Origin of the sequence: Alteromonas sp. 76-1, assembly GCF_900654235.1 — a bacterium.
Lineage (GTDB): Bacteria > Pseudomonadota > Gammaproteobacteria > Enterobacterales > Alteromonadaceae > Alteromonas > Alteromonas naphthalenivorans.
In genome coordinates, this window is record NZ_LR136958.1 from 4,474,132 (window position 1) to 4,490,855 (window position 16,724).

The 16,724-nt window shown below is 44.3% G+C and carries 16 protein-coding genes; 6 read left to right on the plus strand and 10 right to left on the minus strand.

Going from position 1 to position 16,724, the window contains the following annotated elements:
- Positions 1 to 46 precede the first annotated feature (46 nt).
- The 3 genes from ALT761_RS18950 to ALT761_RS18960 form a co-directional block, all read right to left on the minus strand.
- Positions 47 to 247, minus strand: coding sequence for a hypothetical protein (locus tag ALT761_RS18950; RefSeq protein WP_129740351.1), 201 nt, complete (start codon positions 245 to 247; stop codon positions 47 to 49).
- Between the two features lie 79 nt (positions 248 to 326).
- Complete coding sequence (locus ALT761_RS18955) at positions 327 to 1,466, minus strand: FG-GAP repeat domain-containing protein (protein ID WP_129740352.1); 1,140 nt, start codon at positions 1,464 to 1,466, stop codon at positions 327 to 329.
- Positions 1,467 to 1,537: 71 nt separating this feature from the next.
- Positions 1,538 to 3,448 carry a DUF885 domain-containing protein gene (locus ALT761_RS18960; RefSeq protein ID WP_129740353.1) on the minus strand — a complete coding sequence of 637 codons (1,911 nt, stop codon included), beginning with the start codon at positions 3,446 to 3,448 and terminating at the stop codon, positions 1,538 to 1,540.
- A gap of 399 nt (positions 3,449 to 3,847) precedes the next feature.
- Here ALT761_RS18960 and ALT761_RS18965 point away from each other — a divergent pair, with 399 nt between their 5' ends.
- From ALT761_RS18965 to ALT761_RS18975, 3 genes are all read left to right on the plus strand, one after another.
- Complete coding sequence (locus ALT761_RS18965) at positions 3,848 to 4,084, plus strand: hypothetical protein (protein WP_129740354.1); 237 nt, start codon at positions 3,848 to 3,850, stop codon at positions 4,082 to 4,084.
- A gap of 88 nt (positions 4,085 to 4,172) precedes the next feature.
- Positions 4,173 to 4,562 carry a YybH family protein gene (locus tag ALT761_RS18970; protein ID WP_013786455.1) on the plus strand — a complete coding sequence of 130 codons (390 nt, stop codon included), beginning with the start codon at positions 4,173 to 4,175 and terminating at the stop codon, positions 4,560 to 4,562.
- A gap of 183 nt (positions 4,563 to 4,745) precedes the next feature.
- On the plus strand, positions 4,746 to 5,576 hold the full coding sequence (locus ALT761_RS18975) for a 5'-nucleotidase, lipoprotein e(P4) family (RefSeq protein ID WP_129740355.1): 831 nt from the start codon (positions 4,746 to 4,748) through the stop codon (positions 5,574 to 5,576).
- Positions 5,577 to 5,630: 54 nt separating this feature from the next.
- Here ALT761_RS18975 and ALT761_RS18980 read toward each other — a convergent pair whose 3' ends face one another.
- The 4 genes from ALT761_RS18980 to ALT761_RS18995 form a co-directional block, all read right to left on the minus strand.
- Positions 5,631 to 7,091 (minus strand): hypothetical protein, encoded by a 1,461-nt coding sequence (locus ALT761_RS18980; protein ID WP_232043500.1) that lies wholly within the window; start codon positions 7,089 to 7,091, stop codon positions 5,631 to 5,633.
- 83 nt (positions 7,092 to 7,174) lie between these two features.
- The gene (locus ALT761_RS18985; RefSeq protein WP_442858133.1) at positions 7,175 to 8,038 is read right to left on the minus strand and encodes an outer membrane lipoprotein-sorting protein; all 864 of its coding nucleotides are present in this window, start codon (positions 8,036 to 8,038) and stop codon (positions 7,175 to 7,177) included.
- 1 nt (position 8,039) lies between these two features.
- Positions 8,040 to 10,625: an efflux RND transporter permease subunit gene (locus ALT761_RS18990; RefSeq protein WP_129740356.1), complete on the minus strand. Its 2,586-nt coding sequence runs from the start codon at positions 10,623 to 10,625 to the stop codon at positions 8,040 to 8,042.
- 671 nt (positions 10,626 to 11,296) lie between these two features.
- Entirely contained in the window at positions 11,297 to 11,545 is a 249-nt protein-coding gene (locus ALT761_RS18995) for a hypothetical protein (RefSeq protein ID WP_129740357.1), read from the minus strand.
- 409 nt (positions 11,546 to 11,954) lie between these two features.
- Here ALT761_RS18995 and ALT761_RS19000 point away from each other — a divergent pair, with 409 nt between their 5' ends.
- Both ALT761_RS19000 and ALT761_RS19005 read left to right on the plus strand, forming a co-directional pair.
- A complete protein-coding gene (locus ALT761_RS19000) occupies positions 11,955 to 12,734 on the plus strand; it encodes a siderophore-interacting protein (RefSeq protein WP_129740358.1) in 780 nt (259 codons plus the stop codon).
- Positions 12,735 to 12,951: 217 nt separating this feature from the next.
- Complete coding sequence (locus ALT761_RS19005; protein ID WP_126874026.1) at positions 12,952 to 13,143, plus strand: CsbD family protein; 192 nt, start codon at positions 12,952 to 12,954, stop codon at positions 13,141 to 13,143.
- A gap of 107 nt (positions 13,144 to 13,250) precedes the next feature.
- Here the strand turns inward: ALT761_RS19005 and ALT761_RS19010 are convergent, their stop codons facing one another.
- The 3 genes from ALT761_RS19010 to ALT761_RS19020 are packed head-to-tail and all read right to left on the minus strand — an operon-like array spanning position 13,251 to position 15,101.
- Complete coding sequence (locus ALT761_RS19010; RefSeq protein ID WP_129740359.1) at positions 13,251 to 13,778, minus strand: CC0125/CC1285 family lipoprotein; 528 nt, start codon at positions 13,776 to 13,778, stop codon at positions 13,251 to 13,253.
- Positions 13,768 to 14,616 carry an anti-sigma factor gene (locus tag ALT761_RS19015; RefSeq protein WP_129740360.1) on the minus strand — a complete coding sequence of 283 codons (849 nt, stop codon included), beginning with the start codon at positions 14,614 to 14,616 and terminating at the stop codon, positions 13,768 to 13,770. Before ALT761_RS19015 ends, ALT761_RS19010 begins: the two co-directional genes overlap by 11 nt.
- Positions 14,613 to 15,101 carry an RNA polymerase sigma factor gene (locus ALT761_RS19020; RefSeq protein ID WP_013786467.1) on the minus strand — a complete coding sequence of 163 codons (489 nt, stop codon included), beginning with the start codon at positions 15,099 to 15,101 and terminating at the stop codon, positions 14,613 to 14,615. Before ALT761_RS19020 ends, ALT761_RS19015 begins: the two co-directional genes overlap by 4 nt.
- A 252-nt stretch (positions 15,102 to 15,353) precedes the next feature.
- On the opposite strand from ALT761_RS19020, the gene ALT761_RS19025 reads away from it, so the two are divergent.
- The gene (locus tag ALT761_RS19025; protein ID WP_129740361.1) at positions 15,354 to 16,709 is read left to right on the plus strand and encodes a S8 family serine peptidase; all 1,356 of its coding nucleotides are present in this window, start codon (positions 15,354 to 15,356) and stop codon (positions 16,707 to 16,709) included.
- Positions 16,710 to 16,724 lie beyond the last annotated feature (15 nt).

The window sequence follows — 16,724 nt, forward strand, 5'->3', positions numbered from 1 at the left end:
TATATCCTGCTTCCTTGTAAAATTAGCGGAACTAGCTTCAGCATTATTATTTAGGTCTTTTCGCCACGCCATGAAAATGCGTAGGGCCACCAGGCATCGTTGGGTCCATTTGAAAATCTAAATCGATAATCTCCCCCCCCTGCTTACCAAGTGAATTCAGGTGCTTTTCAACATCTTCGACAGTAAGCCCCGTCAAAAAAACCCTTTTCTTAGCATCTGCCGAATTTACAATTTTATATTCCCACATAAATATCCCTTTTATTAACGCACAAATATTATTTCGGAAGTTGGTGATTACTTAAAAGTTACACTGAATAATTCAGCGCCTACAATTCAATACCACTAACATACACAGCAGCCCGTTTACTGTCACCATCTCCAATGACAAAATCACCTTTACCATCTTGATTTATATCGAGAATGGCAAGGCTCCAGGGGTTTGGAATTTGAGGGTGCTTGAAACTTATAGGCTTAAATGACGACTTAGTTCCCAATATTGCAAGCACTTCACCTGACCAACTGCTGATTAACGCATCATCAATTCCGTCATCATTTATATCGCCCGTGGCAATTTGTTTAGCGCCTGCTGAAGCGTTAATTTCTGATTTAGCGACTTTTAGAAAATTACCGCGCCCATCGCCCAGCATAATGGTAATCACACTGCCATTTGTCGCTACGATAACATCATGGTTTCCATCGCCATTCATATCAGCAAGCTCAATAACAAAGGGCGATTCCGATAGGGCTAACTTGCTTAAAGAAAAGGCCATTTGCCTATCGCCAGTATTCAGCAATACGCCAATATCTCGCTGATTTGGAGTAACCATATCTTCAAATCCATCGTTATTGATGTCGCCAACAGCAAATCCTCGGTATGGGTCTCCGCCTGCGTTAATAACCTTACCAGGCGTTTTAAATCTTCCTGCACTTAAGCCTTTTAGTACCAGAAGCCCATTGTGGCTTCTGTTATCTACAATTAAATCTGACGTTTCATCACCATCAATGTCACTTAATTTCACAACGTGGGGATGAGGCTTTACGTTAATATTTAAGGGGGAATGCGAAGGCTCGACAAAGGTTCCATCCCCCTTGCCAAAGAGCACAGTAATATTCGAAGTTTCATGATTGGCAACAACCACATCAATGTTCCCGTCTGCGTTTATATCTGATAACGCTAACCCAGAAGGGCTATTCCCAGCAGGAAAGCTCCCTCCGCGATTTAGGGTGCCCTTCCCGTCTGAAAGGTAGGTAATGATATTATTGTCGGATGCGTTAGCGATTATCACATCTTGGTTGTCATCAGCGTTAATATCCGACGCGACAATCGTTGGTTGCCCAGCACCCACCTCAATAATGGACGATGTGTATTTTATGCTATCTATTTCAATAGTCTCTGCTGACGCGTAAACGTCAACTAAGCCAATAGATATCAAAAGGAAATAACTTGTAGAAGTTAATACATTCATGTTTCACCTACAGATATTTATACCGCCGGACCCCGATCGCAGAGAAGAAGCAGGGCATTGTCCTTCTGCTATTATTGTTTAGTGTTGATGTATTGCTCTACCCGCTTTTCTAAAGCATCTAAAGGCAATGCGCCAGCACCCAGTACGCTTGAATGGAAATCGCGAATATCGAAGTTATTCCCTAACTTCGCTTGCGCTTTTTCACGTAATTCCAGTATTTTTAACATCCCCATTTTGTAAGAAAGTGCCTGACCAGGGTTCACGAAATAACGCTCTACTTCCGTTTCAATATCTTGTGGTGATAAAGGGGTGTTGGTAACAAAGTATTCTATGGCTTGTTCTCGCGACCAGCGTTTGTAGTGAATACCGGTATCTGTCACTAGGCGAACCGCTCGCCAAAGCTCATTCTGTAAACGGCCAAAATTATGGAGCGGATTTTTGTAAAACCCCATCTCAAACGCTAATTGCTCAGCATATAAGGCCCAGCCTTCAATATAAGCCCCTACGCCTAAATACTTTCGAAAGCGCGGCAGCCCTTCTAGTTCTTGTGCCTGAGCAATTTGAAAATGATGGCCGGGCACGCCTTCATGATAAGTTATCGCTTTGAACACATACTTTTGAACCCCTGTCATATCAGCCAAATTAGCATAGTAAATACCAGGACGGCTTCCATCTAAACTGGGACGATTATAAAACGCAATAGACGTAGAGTTCTCACGCCAAGGCTCTACTCTACGTACTTCTAAATCGGCTTTTGGCAGAGTATGGAAATATTGATCGGCAACGGCAAAGATTTCACTGGTTTGCGCTTTTGCATCAGCCAAAAACGCCGCTCGACCTTCGTCATTATTAGCATAAAAGTTATTGGGGTCGGTGCGTATAAATTCAAAAAACGCTTGTAGTTTTCCCGTAAACTCAACCTCATCCATTATCTGCTGCATCTGTTGATGAATGCGTGCGACTTCGTTTAAACCAATCACATGAATTTCTTCTGGTGACAACGCTAATGTGGTTTCAGCTTTTACTCGATTCGCGTAATACGCATCGCCGTTAGGCAACGACCAAACACCATCATTGTTAGCTTGTAATGGCTTTTGTTGTTCAAGTGTTGCAAGTAAACTGCTGTAGCCTCTTTTAAACGGTCCTTTTAGGGCGTTACTAGCCTCTTCAAGCAATGCATTTTCTTTTGATTCTTCCAAATGCAGTGCGGCTAACTTTTCTTTGAAGTCTGCATACAAGGGGTGAAGCTTGCTACTACTCGTAACCGGGGCATCTAAAGGTGCGCCGGTTAACATAGCACTTACGTCGCTAATCATTGAATCAAACGAAAATGCAGGCGGCAACACTCCAAAGGCTGCCCGGTCTTTCATTCTCGTCACAATATCTGCCATGAGCGATTCAAAACCCACAAGCCTATTTATATACGCTTGTGCACCAGCTTCATTCACAATACGGTGGTTATTTTTAAGCAATGTGATGGCTGAGGTGTATTGGCCTCTGAATTGATCGACCACATAACTTTGCTTACGAAAGGCTGCATTTTCAATGTCATTGGTGAGCTCTCGTTTGAACAAATCAAAATTCAATTTGCCTTCGTCGCTTAAGTCACTGCGGTCGAATTCGGCAGTTAATTTAGCCAGATCGGCCTTTGTGTTTTCTAACTGCTTTTGAGCAAACGCATCAGACGTGTCACTCCACGTAGATTGCGCGCCATTGTTGATACCTAGGTAAGATTGGAAATTTGGGCTTTGTGCCACCAATCTATCAAAACGCGCCTCTATAAACGCGACAAGCCGCTTATCTTCTTGCTGTTTAACGCTTTCTGGCTTATCAACACTAGCCTGCTGTGCATGCTTCGGCGCATCTTCAGATGCGGGATTGCAGCCACTTAATAAAGTAGTACTTAAGCCTACTGCACATACAGCAAATGCCACCGCACTTTTAGAAAGGGCTTTTGTAACGCTACATTTTCTTACCCGCATTCGTTTCTCTCCCAAAGCATCTATATTTATTATTTTGTGTTTTCATCTACGACATTAAAACAAACCGATTCGAATGGGTAACAATTTTACATATTGATAAAACTTGGAAGCGGAGCGCGCCCTTCCAGACATTCACAGACTTACCGATTATTACCGATTATTACCGCACGAACTCAGTATAGATGGTGTGCAAGGGCAATCGGAACCCTCCACAGCATGGATGCTGTGGCGAAGTAGCCAGCTATGTTGAGTTTCAGCGTGAGGGTGGAGCGCATACCTTATGACCCTCTGCCGCAGGATGCGGCAGCGGAGCCCCTTGGAACCTATACGGGCTTACCGATTACTACCGTACGAACTCAGTATAGATGGTGTGCAAGGGCAATCGGAACCCTCCACAGCATGGATGCTGTGGCGGAGCGCCCATGGATGGGTTTACCGCGCGTTTCGATTGCCCTAGCACATCATCTGTTAAGCGAAGAGAATCTACCCCACAAAGTCGTTGACTTTTTATTCGGCAAATTAAATACTGCGGTTATGACATTACGCACATTGCTGTTTTCAGCACCGCGCCAAGGTTTGGCGTTAAACTCAATTATCCTCCTCGCTATTATTATTAATAATTGGCGGGAAAGTTAGTGCGTACGTAAAACATCACTAAAACCCGCCGCCAAGGCGGGTTTTTCTTAAGTCTGTCTTCGCGGTAAAAACAAACGAGACGACAGCCATGAACAACATCACTCAGTTATTAGCCCGTTTGCATAACGCGGTAAACGAAAACGATCCAGCTTCTGTTAGTGCCTGCTATGGCGATAATGCCAAGGTGGTATCTACACCGCTAAAAGGCACGGCCCAGCACGACTGTGTTAGCGCACTACAAACTTTCCAACGCAAATATATGCCAGAGCATATCGTTACCACCGGCGATGAAATTGTAATTGAAGCGGGTGATGTAGCCTTAGTAATCGCTAAGCTTTACCTAGTGCCAAAAGCCGCTCCCCACACATTACCTTGCGACGGAAAACGAGCGGTGTATGTGATGCAGCGAAACGACAGCGGTGAATGGCGATGCATTATCGATAACTTCTTTGGCACCGATTTACTCGACTTTGCCTGAGACTTTGCCTGAGACTTTGCAAAAGCATTAGGCCCGGCGCTAGTTAGTTTTATCAGTAATACGACAAAGTGAAGCTCGGGCAAGTTACCTTTATTTTGAAGCCGGAACGTTTTGTGTCAAAGTAACGCATCAAAATTTTCATTGGCGAAGATAAACCGTTACCGCCAAGCAAGGACTATAGACATGTTTACCACTGCTTCGACTTCTCTTAAGACCGCACTGCGACCTATTGCAGTGTCTTGTTTGGCGCTAAGCGCGCTATCAGCCTGTGTTACTACCCCACAGGCTGACACCAGCGTAGCGGACGCTGCGCCAGAAGCGTCTTTTTCTTTATCTAACGCTGTGAAATACCAACGCCAGAGTAAAGAGTATCCACTTCTTAGCGCCTATGTTTATAAGCAAGCTACCGCCGCACTGCCTGCAACCTTTGAAAATCAACAAACGCCTGCCGTAATCGTGCTAGATGTAGATGAGACCGTGCTTGATAACAGCCTGTATCAAGAAGAGCGTGAGTCAAAAGGCTTGGGGTATTCAAGCGAAAGCTGGAACGCATGGATAAAAAGGGAAGAAGCCACGTTGGTTCCAGGTGTAGATAAGTTTCTAACAACCGTGATTGAAAGAGGTGGAAAAATTGCCCTTATTACTAATCGCGATAAAACCTTAGACAGCCACACGTGGAATAACTTGCTCGCTGTGGGCTTGCCGCTTACACCAAGCAACACCTGTATTATGGGCAGATTACCTGCCGACAAAGAGGCCGTTGATCATAAGTACATTGTGAACGATAAAGACCGTCGTCGTAATGCCGTAAAGCAAGGCTCGCCAGCTTGCTCGCTCACGAATGACACGGCAAGTGAGGGTTGGAATAAACCGCATAATATTATTATGCAAATTGGCGATAATATTGAAGATTTTCAAGGGGTAACGCAGGAAGATGCTTATCTGCCAGCGATACTGCCTGAAGTCGGCACTAGCTTGTTTATTTTGCCTAACCCTATGTATGGTTCCTGGTAATTCACTTTTTGCTACTGCTACCGCATTTTTGCTGTAGCAGTGCTCTTCCCCCGCTTAATAAAAATACCTAAACGCAAAATAGACGTTACTGGCATCTTCGAATTGAGCAAAGAAAGTATGCGTTTCTTCGCCGCTAAATAGGTTTACTCCGCCTCGAACCTGCCACTTATCAGTCGGCGAATAGCTGGCGCTAGCTTTCAAATAACCATCATTATCCGTAGGTGAATAAAATAGAAAGCTATTGATAGTGAGGGTTTGTCGCCACGCCTGCCACGTAAGGCGAGTAGTTACCCAATGGCGATACGCTTCTTGCTCATATTCTGGGTAGAGTGAATGAGTCAATAGTGAATCATGATGCTGAATGGCTTCGGTATACCACTGCACAGCGCCGGTTACATTAGCCATCACTTCTTGGCTGTAACCCAGTAAGAAGCGGCTCTGGGAATTACTCACAGAGGGATCAGTACCTTCACTATCTTCCACACTCCGATAATACGCATACTCTGCATTTGCAATCCCTTTCCCCATCGGCATAACGACGCTGGCGCCAATAGCATTTAAGCGGCTATAACGCGGTGCACCCAATTCATCTACGGCGCTGGGTTGCTTGGTATAACCTCGATATCCGTATAACGCAGCCTCAATACTCCCAATCGAGCTGCTAAATGTGCGATGCGCCCGCAACGCCACTTCACTACCACTTGGCGTATTCTGATTACTGACGGTATACGCTGGCGCGATATTTTCATTGGCTTGGGGGCTAAAAAAGGAAAAGACTTCTCCTGTAATACCGATATCAGGTTCAAATTCTGGTGTCACCACAACATCTATATTTATGGCCTCCCAATACCCAGATAACTTAATAGAAGCACTGGGCGCTTTTAAATACTCATCATCACGGCCAGAAAAAAATGACTGATAATCTTTTGGGAAAAGATCGTTTAGAAAGACATAATCGCCTGTTCCCCAAGTGAGTACTTGCTGCCCAATTTTCAGGTCAAAAGCATTGCCCCATTGGCCCAAAGCAGCCAGATTGCCTTGCCATGCTAGCTCACGTATCTGAAATTCTCGTTGATGTTTAACGCCGTCGTACCACGCATCGCCCCGAAAACTAAGTTTCGATGCTGCTAGCGCATAATCAGCGCGTAGTTGCACTCTTGCATCTCGTAAGGTGCTGCTAGCATCAATGGCAGCGTCAGTAGCTACTCGGTTTCCTGCCGCTAGCTCGACAAATCCACTTAAGGTGTAAGCGGTAGCGCTTTTGTCCTGCTCGCCCCAGTCTTCGCTATCCCAATTATCGTCACTCCAACCTTCGTTGCCCCAGCGGTTATCATCCCACCCTTCATTTTCCAACCTATCGTCACTAACAGGCTCTGGGTGGTCGATTTGTTCAGTTTTAGCGGGTACATCTTGTGCAATGTCATTCTGGAGTGCTTGTGAATACACCGGAGTTGAAACACTTATTCCCAGCAGAACTATTGCAAGTAGCGAGAGTCCACTTGATGTCTTTCTCAATAGCGCTATTCCCGGTAGCCCGACCTCAAAAAGTGCGCAAACAAAGTATTTCCCTGAAAAAAGCTGTGCTGCCCGCATCACGATTACTCCACAAACTCTCGTGGTGGCACTCGCAAGCTACGCTCACTAAACACGCTGTCTGGCAACGCAATATCGTACTGAATACCGCGAAATTCCATTAAGGTATAACCCCCTGATGCTAAATCAGACACCTTGCTTCGTACTACCGTTGGGTAGCCTTGAACTGTGTCTACTGATACCGCTTCAACTCGGCGATAATTGTTATCCTCTTTGAAAAAGTTGATTAGCGTGGGCAAGTAGGTTTGCTTGTCTATCTCTACGACATAATGAGAGAACTCTACGCTATCGGCGCTTTTAGGCGTTGCGCGTAACACATAGTGGGTATCGGTGGTATTTTGCATAGTGAAGTTGTCTTCTGACACTGCACGGCCCGACACATCTTCATAAAAAAAGTGTGAACCGACAAACGAGGTGCGTTTATCGCCAGCGGCAATCCGCTTTACTAAATCAAGGGCCGGTAAATACAACCAACGATCATCATCGGTATCAATGTTGGTGTGCTTTTCAACTCTAAACACCGTGCCTTTTACTTCGGTTGGGCGGCTGAAAAACACCAGCATTTTCTGGTCGCCGCTTTCAGTACCTTCATTGTTTAGCACGTCTTTACGCAAAATCGTGAACTGACGCATTTGTTTACGCCCTTGACTATCTACGATGATCATTCGCGCCATTGATTTACCGTCATTGCCTGCGTAATAGGCGGCCTTTTCTGACTTCGCAATAATACTCGCCACGTCTTCTTGCGCATTCGCGGTAACGGGAGTCACCGCGGCAAAAGAAAAGCAAAGTAGCAACATACTCGTTAACCAAACGCGAACACTCGAGTTGGAGGTCTTAGTGTTGATGTGAAGCATTGAATTACGCATATTAAGCTCCTTTAAAAACCCAACGTTTTAAAAATACCATGGCCGCGGGTAAGACCAACAAAGTCACCAAGGCAGAAACCGCCATGATACTCGCCAAGAAAACACCCACCGTTATGTAAGGCACTAACGGCGCTAGCAGTAAAGGGGTGAAGCCCAGTGCTATCACCAACGCATTGCGCGTTATTGCACTGGCAGGCTCATCGAACATAGCGTCTAAGGTATCTGGCACACTACCCGTTTCCTTATAGATTTCACGCGCCCTAGCAAGAAAGTGGATAGCGAAATCCACAGATAACCCCAAGGTAAGCGCCGACAGCACGGCAATAGGCATGTCGTAGTCTTTACCCACAATGCCAATAAGCCCGTAAATAAAGGTAATCGTGATGGTAAGGGGAAGCATAGCGAGCACGCCAAAAACTAAAGAACGGAACAGTAGTACCATCATCACAAATACAATGACAAAGGCGCTAAGCAAGCTTTCCAACATGCCTGTTACCATATTTTCTTGCCACACCACATTTAAGTAGGCTTTACCTGCCCAGTCGTAGCTTAGCCCTTCTGGTAGTGGCTTATTAGCAAAGTAATCTTCAACAAGCGAAATGACATTCGTCATATCTTGGTTGTCACCGCTGGTTAGCTGTAGCCAAATCAGCGTTTGGCGATAATCCGGCGTGATAAAATGCCACAGGTCTTGCGGACGGTGGGAAGACTGATATTGCATTAAGGTTTGCGCCACGCCCCGATTGTTGGCGGGCAATGCGTAGTCTGTTTCATTGCCGGAGCGTAACTCACGATTCACCACTTTGACTACATCAACCAAAGACTGTGATTTACCAATTAAAGGTTGAGTATCTAGGTATGCTTGTAACTTCTCAATATGCGCAAGTACTGCGGGCTGTTGGAAGGTATTGGCATTCCCATTCGCGGAATCAACGACTTGCAATAAACTGTCTAACGCAGTTAGTTCATCATCGTCGAGATTGCTAAATAGCGCATCATCAATACGCATGGCAAGTTCCGACATTTTGTTAGCATCGTCGCTCTGGTTTATCGACACCTGAGTTTGCTCAACCCATTCATCTAAACTTGATGGTAAATTTGCCTCATTTAATACCTTGCTTGCATCAATGCTTTTATTGGTATCGGTAATGACCAAATAAGCATTGTACGTGCCCGCAAACTCTGCATTTAACGCCCTGTCTGCCACCCTTATTTCATGGTCTTGTTTAAACCAACGCACAGGGTTGTCGTTGATATTAATTTGCGTAATCCCCCACGCTGATACAAGGGTAATTGCACCAAATACAGCAATAATTAGTGCTCGGTAGTTCAGCGCAATGTAGCGTAGTTTATTAACGGTACGTTTTAGTAACGTGCTTTTGCCTTCATTATTATCTGCTTCTTCATTTTGATGCAGCGCGACTTGAAGTTTGCTTAATACTGCAGGCGACATACGGGAAATATAAGCAGGGATAAACGTAAGGGTAATCAAAAATGCTAATAAAATGCCAAAGCCAATATAAGCACCAAAGATCTGCACGGGCGGTATCGGGGTTAGCATTAAAGAGAAAAAGCCTGCTGATGAGGTGAGTGAAGTAAACAGCATGGGCTTAAACAGGTGCTCAACCACATGAGTGATCACCTTACCTGCATTTTCGCCTGGCTTATAACGGTCGGAAAATTCAGACAATATGTGTACTGAGTCGACTACCGCGATTGGCATCAGAAAAATGGCAATCATGGATGACATGATGTGCACAGTGAATCCCATGCCAATGAGAGCCCCCATGGTAATGATAACGGTAGCCATCGCCACTATCATGGGCGCAGTAATAAGCGACCAATTTCTGAAAAATAGGAACAGAAGAATAAAAATCATGGCACCAGCCGCAGGTGCAGCAATGGCCATTTGCACAAACATTTCTACCCCAAACTGATCTTCAGCAACAGGTAAACCTGTGATGTGCCATTGGCCTGCCGTGTCAACATTCGTTAAATAAGCACGAATATCTTGGGCAATGCGATAACTTTCATTCTTGTCGGCAATAGGGATATAAATAGCAGCAGCGTTACCTGAAGACGCAGCCAGCGTGTCGTACAGTAACGGCAGCCTTTCGATAGATTTTTGTAGTTCAGCACTTGCGCTTGCGGTTTCAGGTGGGCTGGCCATTAACCATGAAAACTCAAGACTCCCGTCACTACCCTGCTTAATGTTATCTACCGTTGAAAACGACATGACGTCTTGGCTAATAACACCCTCTATGGCCAATACATGGTCAGTCACTTGGTGAATGGCTGCTAAGGTGTCTGGCGTGTATATGCCGCTTGTGGCCTCGTCGCTTTTGGCACCCTTTTCCGGCATCACCAAACCAACCACTATCGCATCGTGCATGGAAAAGGTTTGCTTTACCTCATTATGAAAGGTACGAGCACGATGAGATTCCGCCAACATGTTTTCAGGATCGGTATCAATCTGAATTAACCGCATTTGAAAAGCGGCAAATGCCGTTATCACGGCGAGAAAAAAATAAACCCATCGCCCTTTGTGCGTGCTTACATGCAAAAGCATATCAATTGCTAATTTCATATCAAAAACCTTAATATATTAGATTTTTATTATATTGCATATTGAACAGTAAACAAGCACATTTTCAAGCAAGGTAACACTGATTGTTATTGTGTATGTGCATTCGGTAAGAAACGACACGGCAGTAGGAAAAAATTTCCCACCCTTTTTTTTAAACATACGCCCAATTAATGCCAAACGTTTTAAATTTAGAATAAAATAGATTTATATCAATAATTTACTATTATATTTAAACGACGCTAAGTTTTGGCACAAGTTTGGCATTAATTAGACTAACGGATAACAACAGACGTAAACATGATGCTAGGAAGGCATACCGTTACCACGAAGGTAACCATGACATTACAGACTTTATCTGCGCAGGCTGACAACATTGGACGTAAAAGGAAATTCGTCGGCCAGGGATGCAAGGATTGATAGCAAGGTTAACGTCGCTCTGTTGTTTATCGGAAAGTTAAATACGTTTAACGCCAACACGGATGTTGAAAAAGGATGCGTCTTGATGACGAGCAAGGTTGACATTGATGTCGACAAAGCAATCACCACGGAGTGGTTGATTTGCTTAAAGGAGTTGTTGACGTGAATGACCGATTATCTGTTTTTGCGCCAGTTGAGTGTGATGGCGACTTGGATTAAGTCGTAAAGGCCTGCAGGATGCAGAGTTGCAAACGCTATTTTCGCGATTGCTGCTGGATGCCCACATCACTGGCACAGACATTGATGTCCATGTGCAACAAAGGATTGTAACTTATTTGGCTCTGTTGACCCGGCATTACGCCTTCAGCAATAGCCATATTGAGGAACACTAGTAATGTCATCGATATTATTAGTGTGCTGTCACCCGACAGCATGCCTCTCCCCTCTAAGGCCCTTCCCGGCCTTTTATATACCTCTGATTTTAGCCCGCCTTTGGCGGGCATTTTTTTGCCTGTCAGTTTATATTTTTACCCTTTATTTTAGAGTCTTACCTTTATTTTAAACCACTAAACCTATGATAAAAGAGGCTCTGAAAATCAATATTTTAAAAACTTTTTATTTATTTTTATATTTTGCTGAACTTTTCTTTATTTCACCGCTCTTACTAATACATGGAGTCATTTAGTGTGTTGGCTTTGTGAAGTGTAAATGTGTTTTCCAAGTTATGTTGTGTTTTTCTTAAGGGGCTCTTTAGCCCCTTTCTTTTTGCCTATAATAAATATCCTCTCTTTCGTAATACGGCCTACTTTTCTAAAAACCAGAATTATTAGCTAGATTTCATCCCACTCTTAGAAATGGAAATGAGAACTATTATCAAATAAGCTATATCCACTGTCGTATTTGGAGAAAATCATGTCTAAACCCGCACCTCGTGTTGTTGAAGTTATCGAGTCTTTCCGTATAACACCAAACATGCAACGTATTGTCCTTGGCGGCACTACATTAGAAGACTTTCCAGAAACTCGCCCTGGTGCTTACGTTAAGTTACTTTTTGATTTAAATGGTGACCCTGTCGTTCAGCCTGCCAAAGATAAACCCGTTGCTATGCGTACCTACACGATAAACAGCTTCGATAGACAAAAAGCACAAATGTCCATTGATATGGTAGTGCATGCAAAAGATGGAGTAACTGGCCCCGCCGCCGCATGGGCGCTAAGCGCAAAAGAAGGTGACAAGCTAACTATTGCAGGCCCTGGTAGCAGTAAAGCGTTAGCAGAGAATTATGACTGGGTACTTTTCGCAGGCGACATGACAGCGCTGCCCAGTATTAGAAACTATCTACAAGCACTTCCTAGCCATACTAAAGGCATTGCAGTTATAGCTATTGAACATGAAACCGATGCTACCACGTTAGAAAAGCCTGAAGGCGTATCGATTCAGTGGGTATCTAAAAAAGATGCAACATTGTCTGACGCCTTACAGCGTATTGACTGGCAACAAGGAACCCCTGCTGTATGGGTTGCCTGTGAATTTTCTCAAATGAGAAAAATTCGTTCGTGGCTTAAGGACGAAAAACAGGTGCCTCACAGCCAAGTGTACATTAGCAGCTATTGGCGTGAAGGGCGCAGTGAAGACCAGCATAAGATAGATAAGCGTCAAGATGTTGAAGCCTTTGCGAAGCAACTTGCTTAATGAGTATTGAAGCTATCATTTTATTGTGCCGCATAATCATAAAACCCTGTATGACTTTCAGCGCCATGTAAATAATGCAGAGCGCTGGCAATAGCCCTTTGTTCATAAACCACAAAAAACTATATTATTCATAATGTTAGTGTTTGGAATGGGGATTGCTACTTATTAAGTGCGGTTCACAATAACCACTCGGTTATTCTTTTTAAAGGAGCAACATATGAACAATGATCGTATCGAAGGCAACTGGAAAGAAATGAAAGGTAAGGTACAACAGCAATGGGGTAAACTTACCGATGATGACCTAGACGTAATAGATGGTCGTCGTGAAGAATTAGTAGGTAAAATTCAGCAAGCATACGGCAAGAGCCGTGAAGAAGCCGAAAAAGAAGTGGATAACCATTTCAACTAGGCACTTCGCCTAAGCCTTAACGGCTTGCAGCACAAAAAAAGCCCCATTCGGGGCTTTTTTTATACATAACACAACCTAACCGTTAGGGCTAAGCACCTTGTAAGTGCTTAAGGTGAAGATTCCGTATCAGGTTTTAAGTTGTTGCTAATTTCTCTTGCATCAAAACTCGCAGACGACGTAGGTCGAGTACCTTTTCCCATTTCAATACTCAAAATACTTTCGATTTCGCTCTTTTGCGAACCACCTACGAAAATGCCAGATTCAAACTGGGTTGTAGGATGATAAGACGTTCTACAAGTAATAACGCCACATTCAGTTACTCGCGCATAGCGTTGGCTGAAGCCAACCTGAGGTGATGTTTGTACGCGCTCTTTATCTACCATGGTTTCCCGATCGGTTACTACAAACCAATCATACCCTTTCAGTAAAGTCAGTTCCGCTGAACGGTACATGGCATAATCCATAGCCTTACTCTTATCAGACCCTCTACCTTTGAAATGAACACGGTATTGGGTTTCACTTAATTTGCTTTCGGTATACCCGAAACCGCCATTAGATGCCTGTCGATAATCGGGTTGGCTCGCGCACCCCGCCATTACCATCACTGCTAGAAACGCTATAAGTTTAGTTTTCATTAACAACTCCTTCGGCAGTCTTAGACTGCCACCCATGATTAATAGCTTGCTGCTCTTGCTCTGCGTTTAACGGTGCGGACACCATTAACAAATCTAATTCTTTATCAAGTACTTTGTTAGCACTTGCCGTTTGATACTCACTCTTATCGCGACCCGCTGTTATCAGCTTACTTGCATGAAGTTGCCAAATGCCTTGGGCATTTTTACATGCAATCATGATATTCAACTCATCTTCACCTTGTATCTGCGCCTGCCTACACATCTGGGATTCATTATTCATAAATGATAGTTGTGGCACTATTTCCATGCCCGCATCGGTTACCATCATCTCACCCGTTAAATTATTATCGAGGGCTGTAGATACATTCGCCCAATGGTTATTCGTTGACGAAGTGCCAGCAGGTTCTAGGGGGTCTGTATACTCTGATTGCATCAAGGTTAGCCCTGTCACTAACGCCACTCCAGCCGCTAACGATAAAGGGACTTTCCACTTCCCACTACGTTTAGCGTCTTGGGCTTTGCGATTAAACGAAGTAACGTTGCTTGGCATGCTCTCACTTGCCTGGCTTGCACATACATGGTCTGAGTCGAAATCCGCTTGCTTAAGATAGGATTCTGAGGTCGCATCATCTGCAAGTAATGCCACTACGCTATTAGGTAAAGGTTTTTGCGTTGCAGCATCAGCCGCTGCTTTCACCATCATGTCTACCTGCGCTAAAGACGCTAAGCGGTCTGACAGTGCAAGATCACTGGCAATAGCAGTTCTAACATATTCCATGTCGTCATCGCTAAGTTCTGCGTCTAAAAATGCACAAAGCATTTCGTCAGATATTGTCATAACACCACCTCTTGTTGTGGGTTTAGCATATTACTGAGTTTGCTTCTTGCCCTAGCAAGTCTGCTCATAATAGTCCCAGCAGGCACCTCAAGTACCTCTGAAGCATCTGCGTAGCTCATTCCTTGTATAGCAATAAGTGACAAGGTCTCTCGTTGTTCTGGGGGTAATTCCCCCATGGCTTTACTTACTTGCTTTAGCGTAATGCCACCTGAAAGGGCTTCATCCAAATGCGCCTCATCTTTAGCCTGCAATTCAGGGCTAACCGCCGCACTTGTTCTTACTTTTTGCGCACGATACTCATCTATCCATAAATTGCGGCAAACTCGAAATGCCCATGCCATTAATGTGGCATCTTGTGGCAAAGGTTTAGTCAGTAGCTTCTCAATCGTATTTTGCAGTAAATCATCAGCATCATGTATATTGCCGGTAAGTGAAAACGCAAATTTTCTTAATGATGGAACGAGTTCAGTCACTTCTTCTTTCATACAACTTCCTATGAAATCATGCTTTATACCTAGTTAACGTTTGATGCCGTGATTTATTCCCAAGGAAAGGGAATTTTTTACATCAACAAACGTTAATTAAGTACGAGAAAAGGGTTATCCCATCATTAAGGGCACGTTTTATGCCAGCTTTATTTATGGATAGGTTGACCGAGTCCTTCGCGATGAGTAACAAGCACGCTGGGCCCGGTGATGCCTGTATGGGTTTAGCCGCAAAGCAAGTGAGGTAAAATTATGAAGTGCAGATCGCTTTGTCAGCGCGTAGTAGGCGGCTTAATATTTACAATGGGCAGCGTGTTAAGCTTAAATGCCAGCGCCCAGTTAACTATTGGCCGTCAAATAATCGAACCCGTCAGGCCTATCATTGATAGCGTGCCCGTTGATGTAGGCTCCGTGCGAGATGTGCTTGAAACTCAGGTAACACAAGGTGTTGAAAGTAGGTTTGACACCTTAGCTAACATACCTGCCCCGCAATTTTCTGTTCCATCGCCCCTAAGCCTTACCTCGCCTTCAGGCACTCTTGTACTAAAAGAAGTAAAAGCCCCTGATGGATTTTTAGCATTGGAAAGAGAATGGTTAGTTGTCGGTAGCGAGGCTGACAAAACTCACTTTTCTCACCCCGACATCACCATTGAATCGTCTCGCCATTTAGCCGCTATAGACCAATGGATTTACCGTTTAAAGGTTAATACTAGCCTCGATGAACTGTCTCAAATAAGAAACAGCTTACCGGAAACACTAAAAACGCAAGTAGGTCGTAATCATATTTATTTAGCGCAAGGCATGGGCACAGCAGAAAGCGCGAAAATCAAAAACAACAACCAAGACATGTTAGCTAGCATTACAACTACTGATAAACCAGGCGTTTGCCAAATACCTGTTCGTATTGGAATGATAGATACCAGCATTGCGCAAAACCACAAAGCACTGGAACACCTTGTTATTGAACAACAGCCTTTTCTTCCACAAGTTTTACCAACTACCCAAGTACACGGTACGTCAGTAGCCAGCTTATTGGCAGATAATATGCGTGCAGGAAGTCACCTCTATAACGCTAGCGTCTTTTATACGCGAAACAGTATTAGTCAGGGCGCGACCTTATTATCATTAATTGATGGTCTCAACTATTTAGTCGCCAAACAGGTTGATGTTATTAATATGAGTTTAGCGGGGCCAGAAAACTCGGTACTGGCCAACGTTATACAAAAAATCAGTGAGCAAGGGGTGCAAATTATTGCAGCAGTTGGAAACGAAGGACCAGCCTCTCCGCCTTTATTTCCCGCGGCATACCCGTCAACTATTGCGGTAACAGCAGTAGACAATAACCACGCTATCTATCGATGGGCCAATCAAGGTAACTATGTTGATTTTGCGGCCAGCGGTGTTTCAGTAGAAGTCGCACATCCAGATGGTACGACTAGCCGTGAGACCGGCACATCGATGGCAACGCCTTTTGTTTCAGCCCGCTATGCCTGTCTATTTCGCGCTAGTTCAAATCCAGCCCAAGCGTTAGTCACATTGCGCGACCAAGCTATAGATGCTGGAGCACCGGGACGAGACCCGGTTTTTGGCGTAGGTATTCTCCATTAGTTAAATCAACAGTGA

What these genes read in the sequence shown, in the direction of transcription:
- ALT761_RS18950 (WP_129740351.1), bottom strand. Translation starts at nt 247, where the DNA reads ATGTGGGAATATAAAATTGTAAATTCGGCAGATGCTAAGAAAAGGGTT.
- ALT761_RS18955 (WP_129740352.1), bottom strand. Translation starts at nt 1,466, where the DNA reads ATGAATGTATTAACTTCTACAAGTTATTTCCTTTTGATATCTATTGGC.
- ALT761_RS18960 (WP_129740353.1), bottom strand. Translation starts at nt 3,448, where the DNA reads ATGCGGGTAAGAAAATGTAGCGTTACAAAAGCCCTTTCTAAAAGTGCG.
- ALT761_RS18965 (WP_129740354.1), top strand. Translation starts at nt 3,848, where the DNA reads ATGGATGCTGTGGCGGAGCGCCCATGGATGGGTTTACCGCGCGTTTCG.
- ALT761_RS18970 (WP_013786455.1), top strand. Translation starts at nt 4,173, where the DNA reads ATGAACAACATCACTCAGTTATTAGCCCGTTTGCATAACGCGGTAAAC.
- ALT761_RS18975 (WP_129740355.1), top strand. Translation starts at nt 4,746, where the DNA reads ATGTTTACCACTGCTTCGACTTCTCTTAAGACCGCACTGCGACCTATT.
- ALT761_RS18985 (WP_442858133.1), bottom strand. Translation starts at nt 8,038, where the DNA reads ATGCGTAATTCAATGCTTCACATCAACACTAAGACCTCCAACTCGAGT.
- ALT761_RS18990 (WP_129740356.1), bottom strand. Translation starts at nt 10,625, where the DNA reads ATGAAATTAGCAATTGATATGCTTTTGCATGTAAGCACGCACAAAGGG.
- ALT761_RS18995 (WP_129740357.1), bottom strand. Translation starts at nt 11,545, where the DNA reads ATGCCCGCCAAAGGCGGGCTAAAATCAGAGGTATATAAAAGGCCGGGA.
- ALT761_RS19000 (WP_129740358.1), top strand. Translation starts at nt 11,955, where the DNA reads ATGTCTAAACCCGCACCTCGTGTTGTTGAAGTTATCGAGTCTTTCCGT.
- ALT761_RS19005 (WP_126874026.1), top strand. Translation starts at nt 12,952, where the DNA reads ATGAACAATGATCGTATCGAAGGCAACTGGAAAGAAATGAAAGGTAAG.
- ALT761_RS19010 (WP_129740359.1), bottom strand. Translation starts at nt 13,778, where the DNA reads ATGAAAACTAAACTTATAGCGTTTCTAGCAGTGATGGTAATGGCGGGG.
- ALT761_RS19015 (WP_129740360.1), bottom strand. Translation starts at nt 14,616, where the DNA reads ATGACAATATCTGACGAAATGCTTTGTGCATTTTTAGACGCAGAACTT.
- ALT761_RS19020 (WP_013786467.1), bottom strand. Translation starts at nt 15,101, where the DNA reads ATGAAAGAAGAAGTGACTGAACTCGTTCCATCATTAAGAAAATTTGCG.
- ALT761_RS19025 (WP_129740361.1), top strand. Translation starts at nt 15,354, where the DNA reads ATGAAGTGCAGATCGCTTTGTCAGCGCGTAGTAGGCGGCTTAATATTT.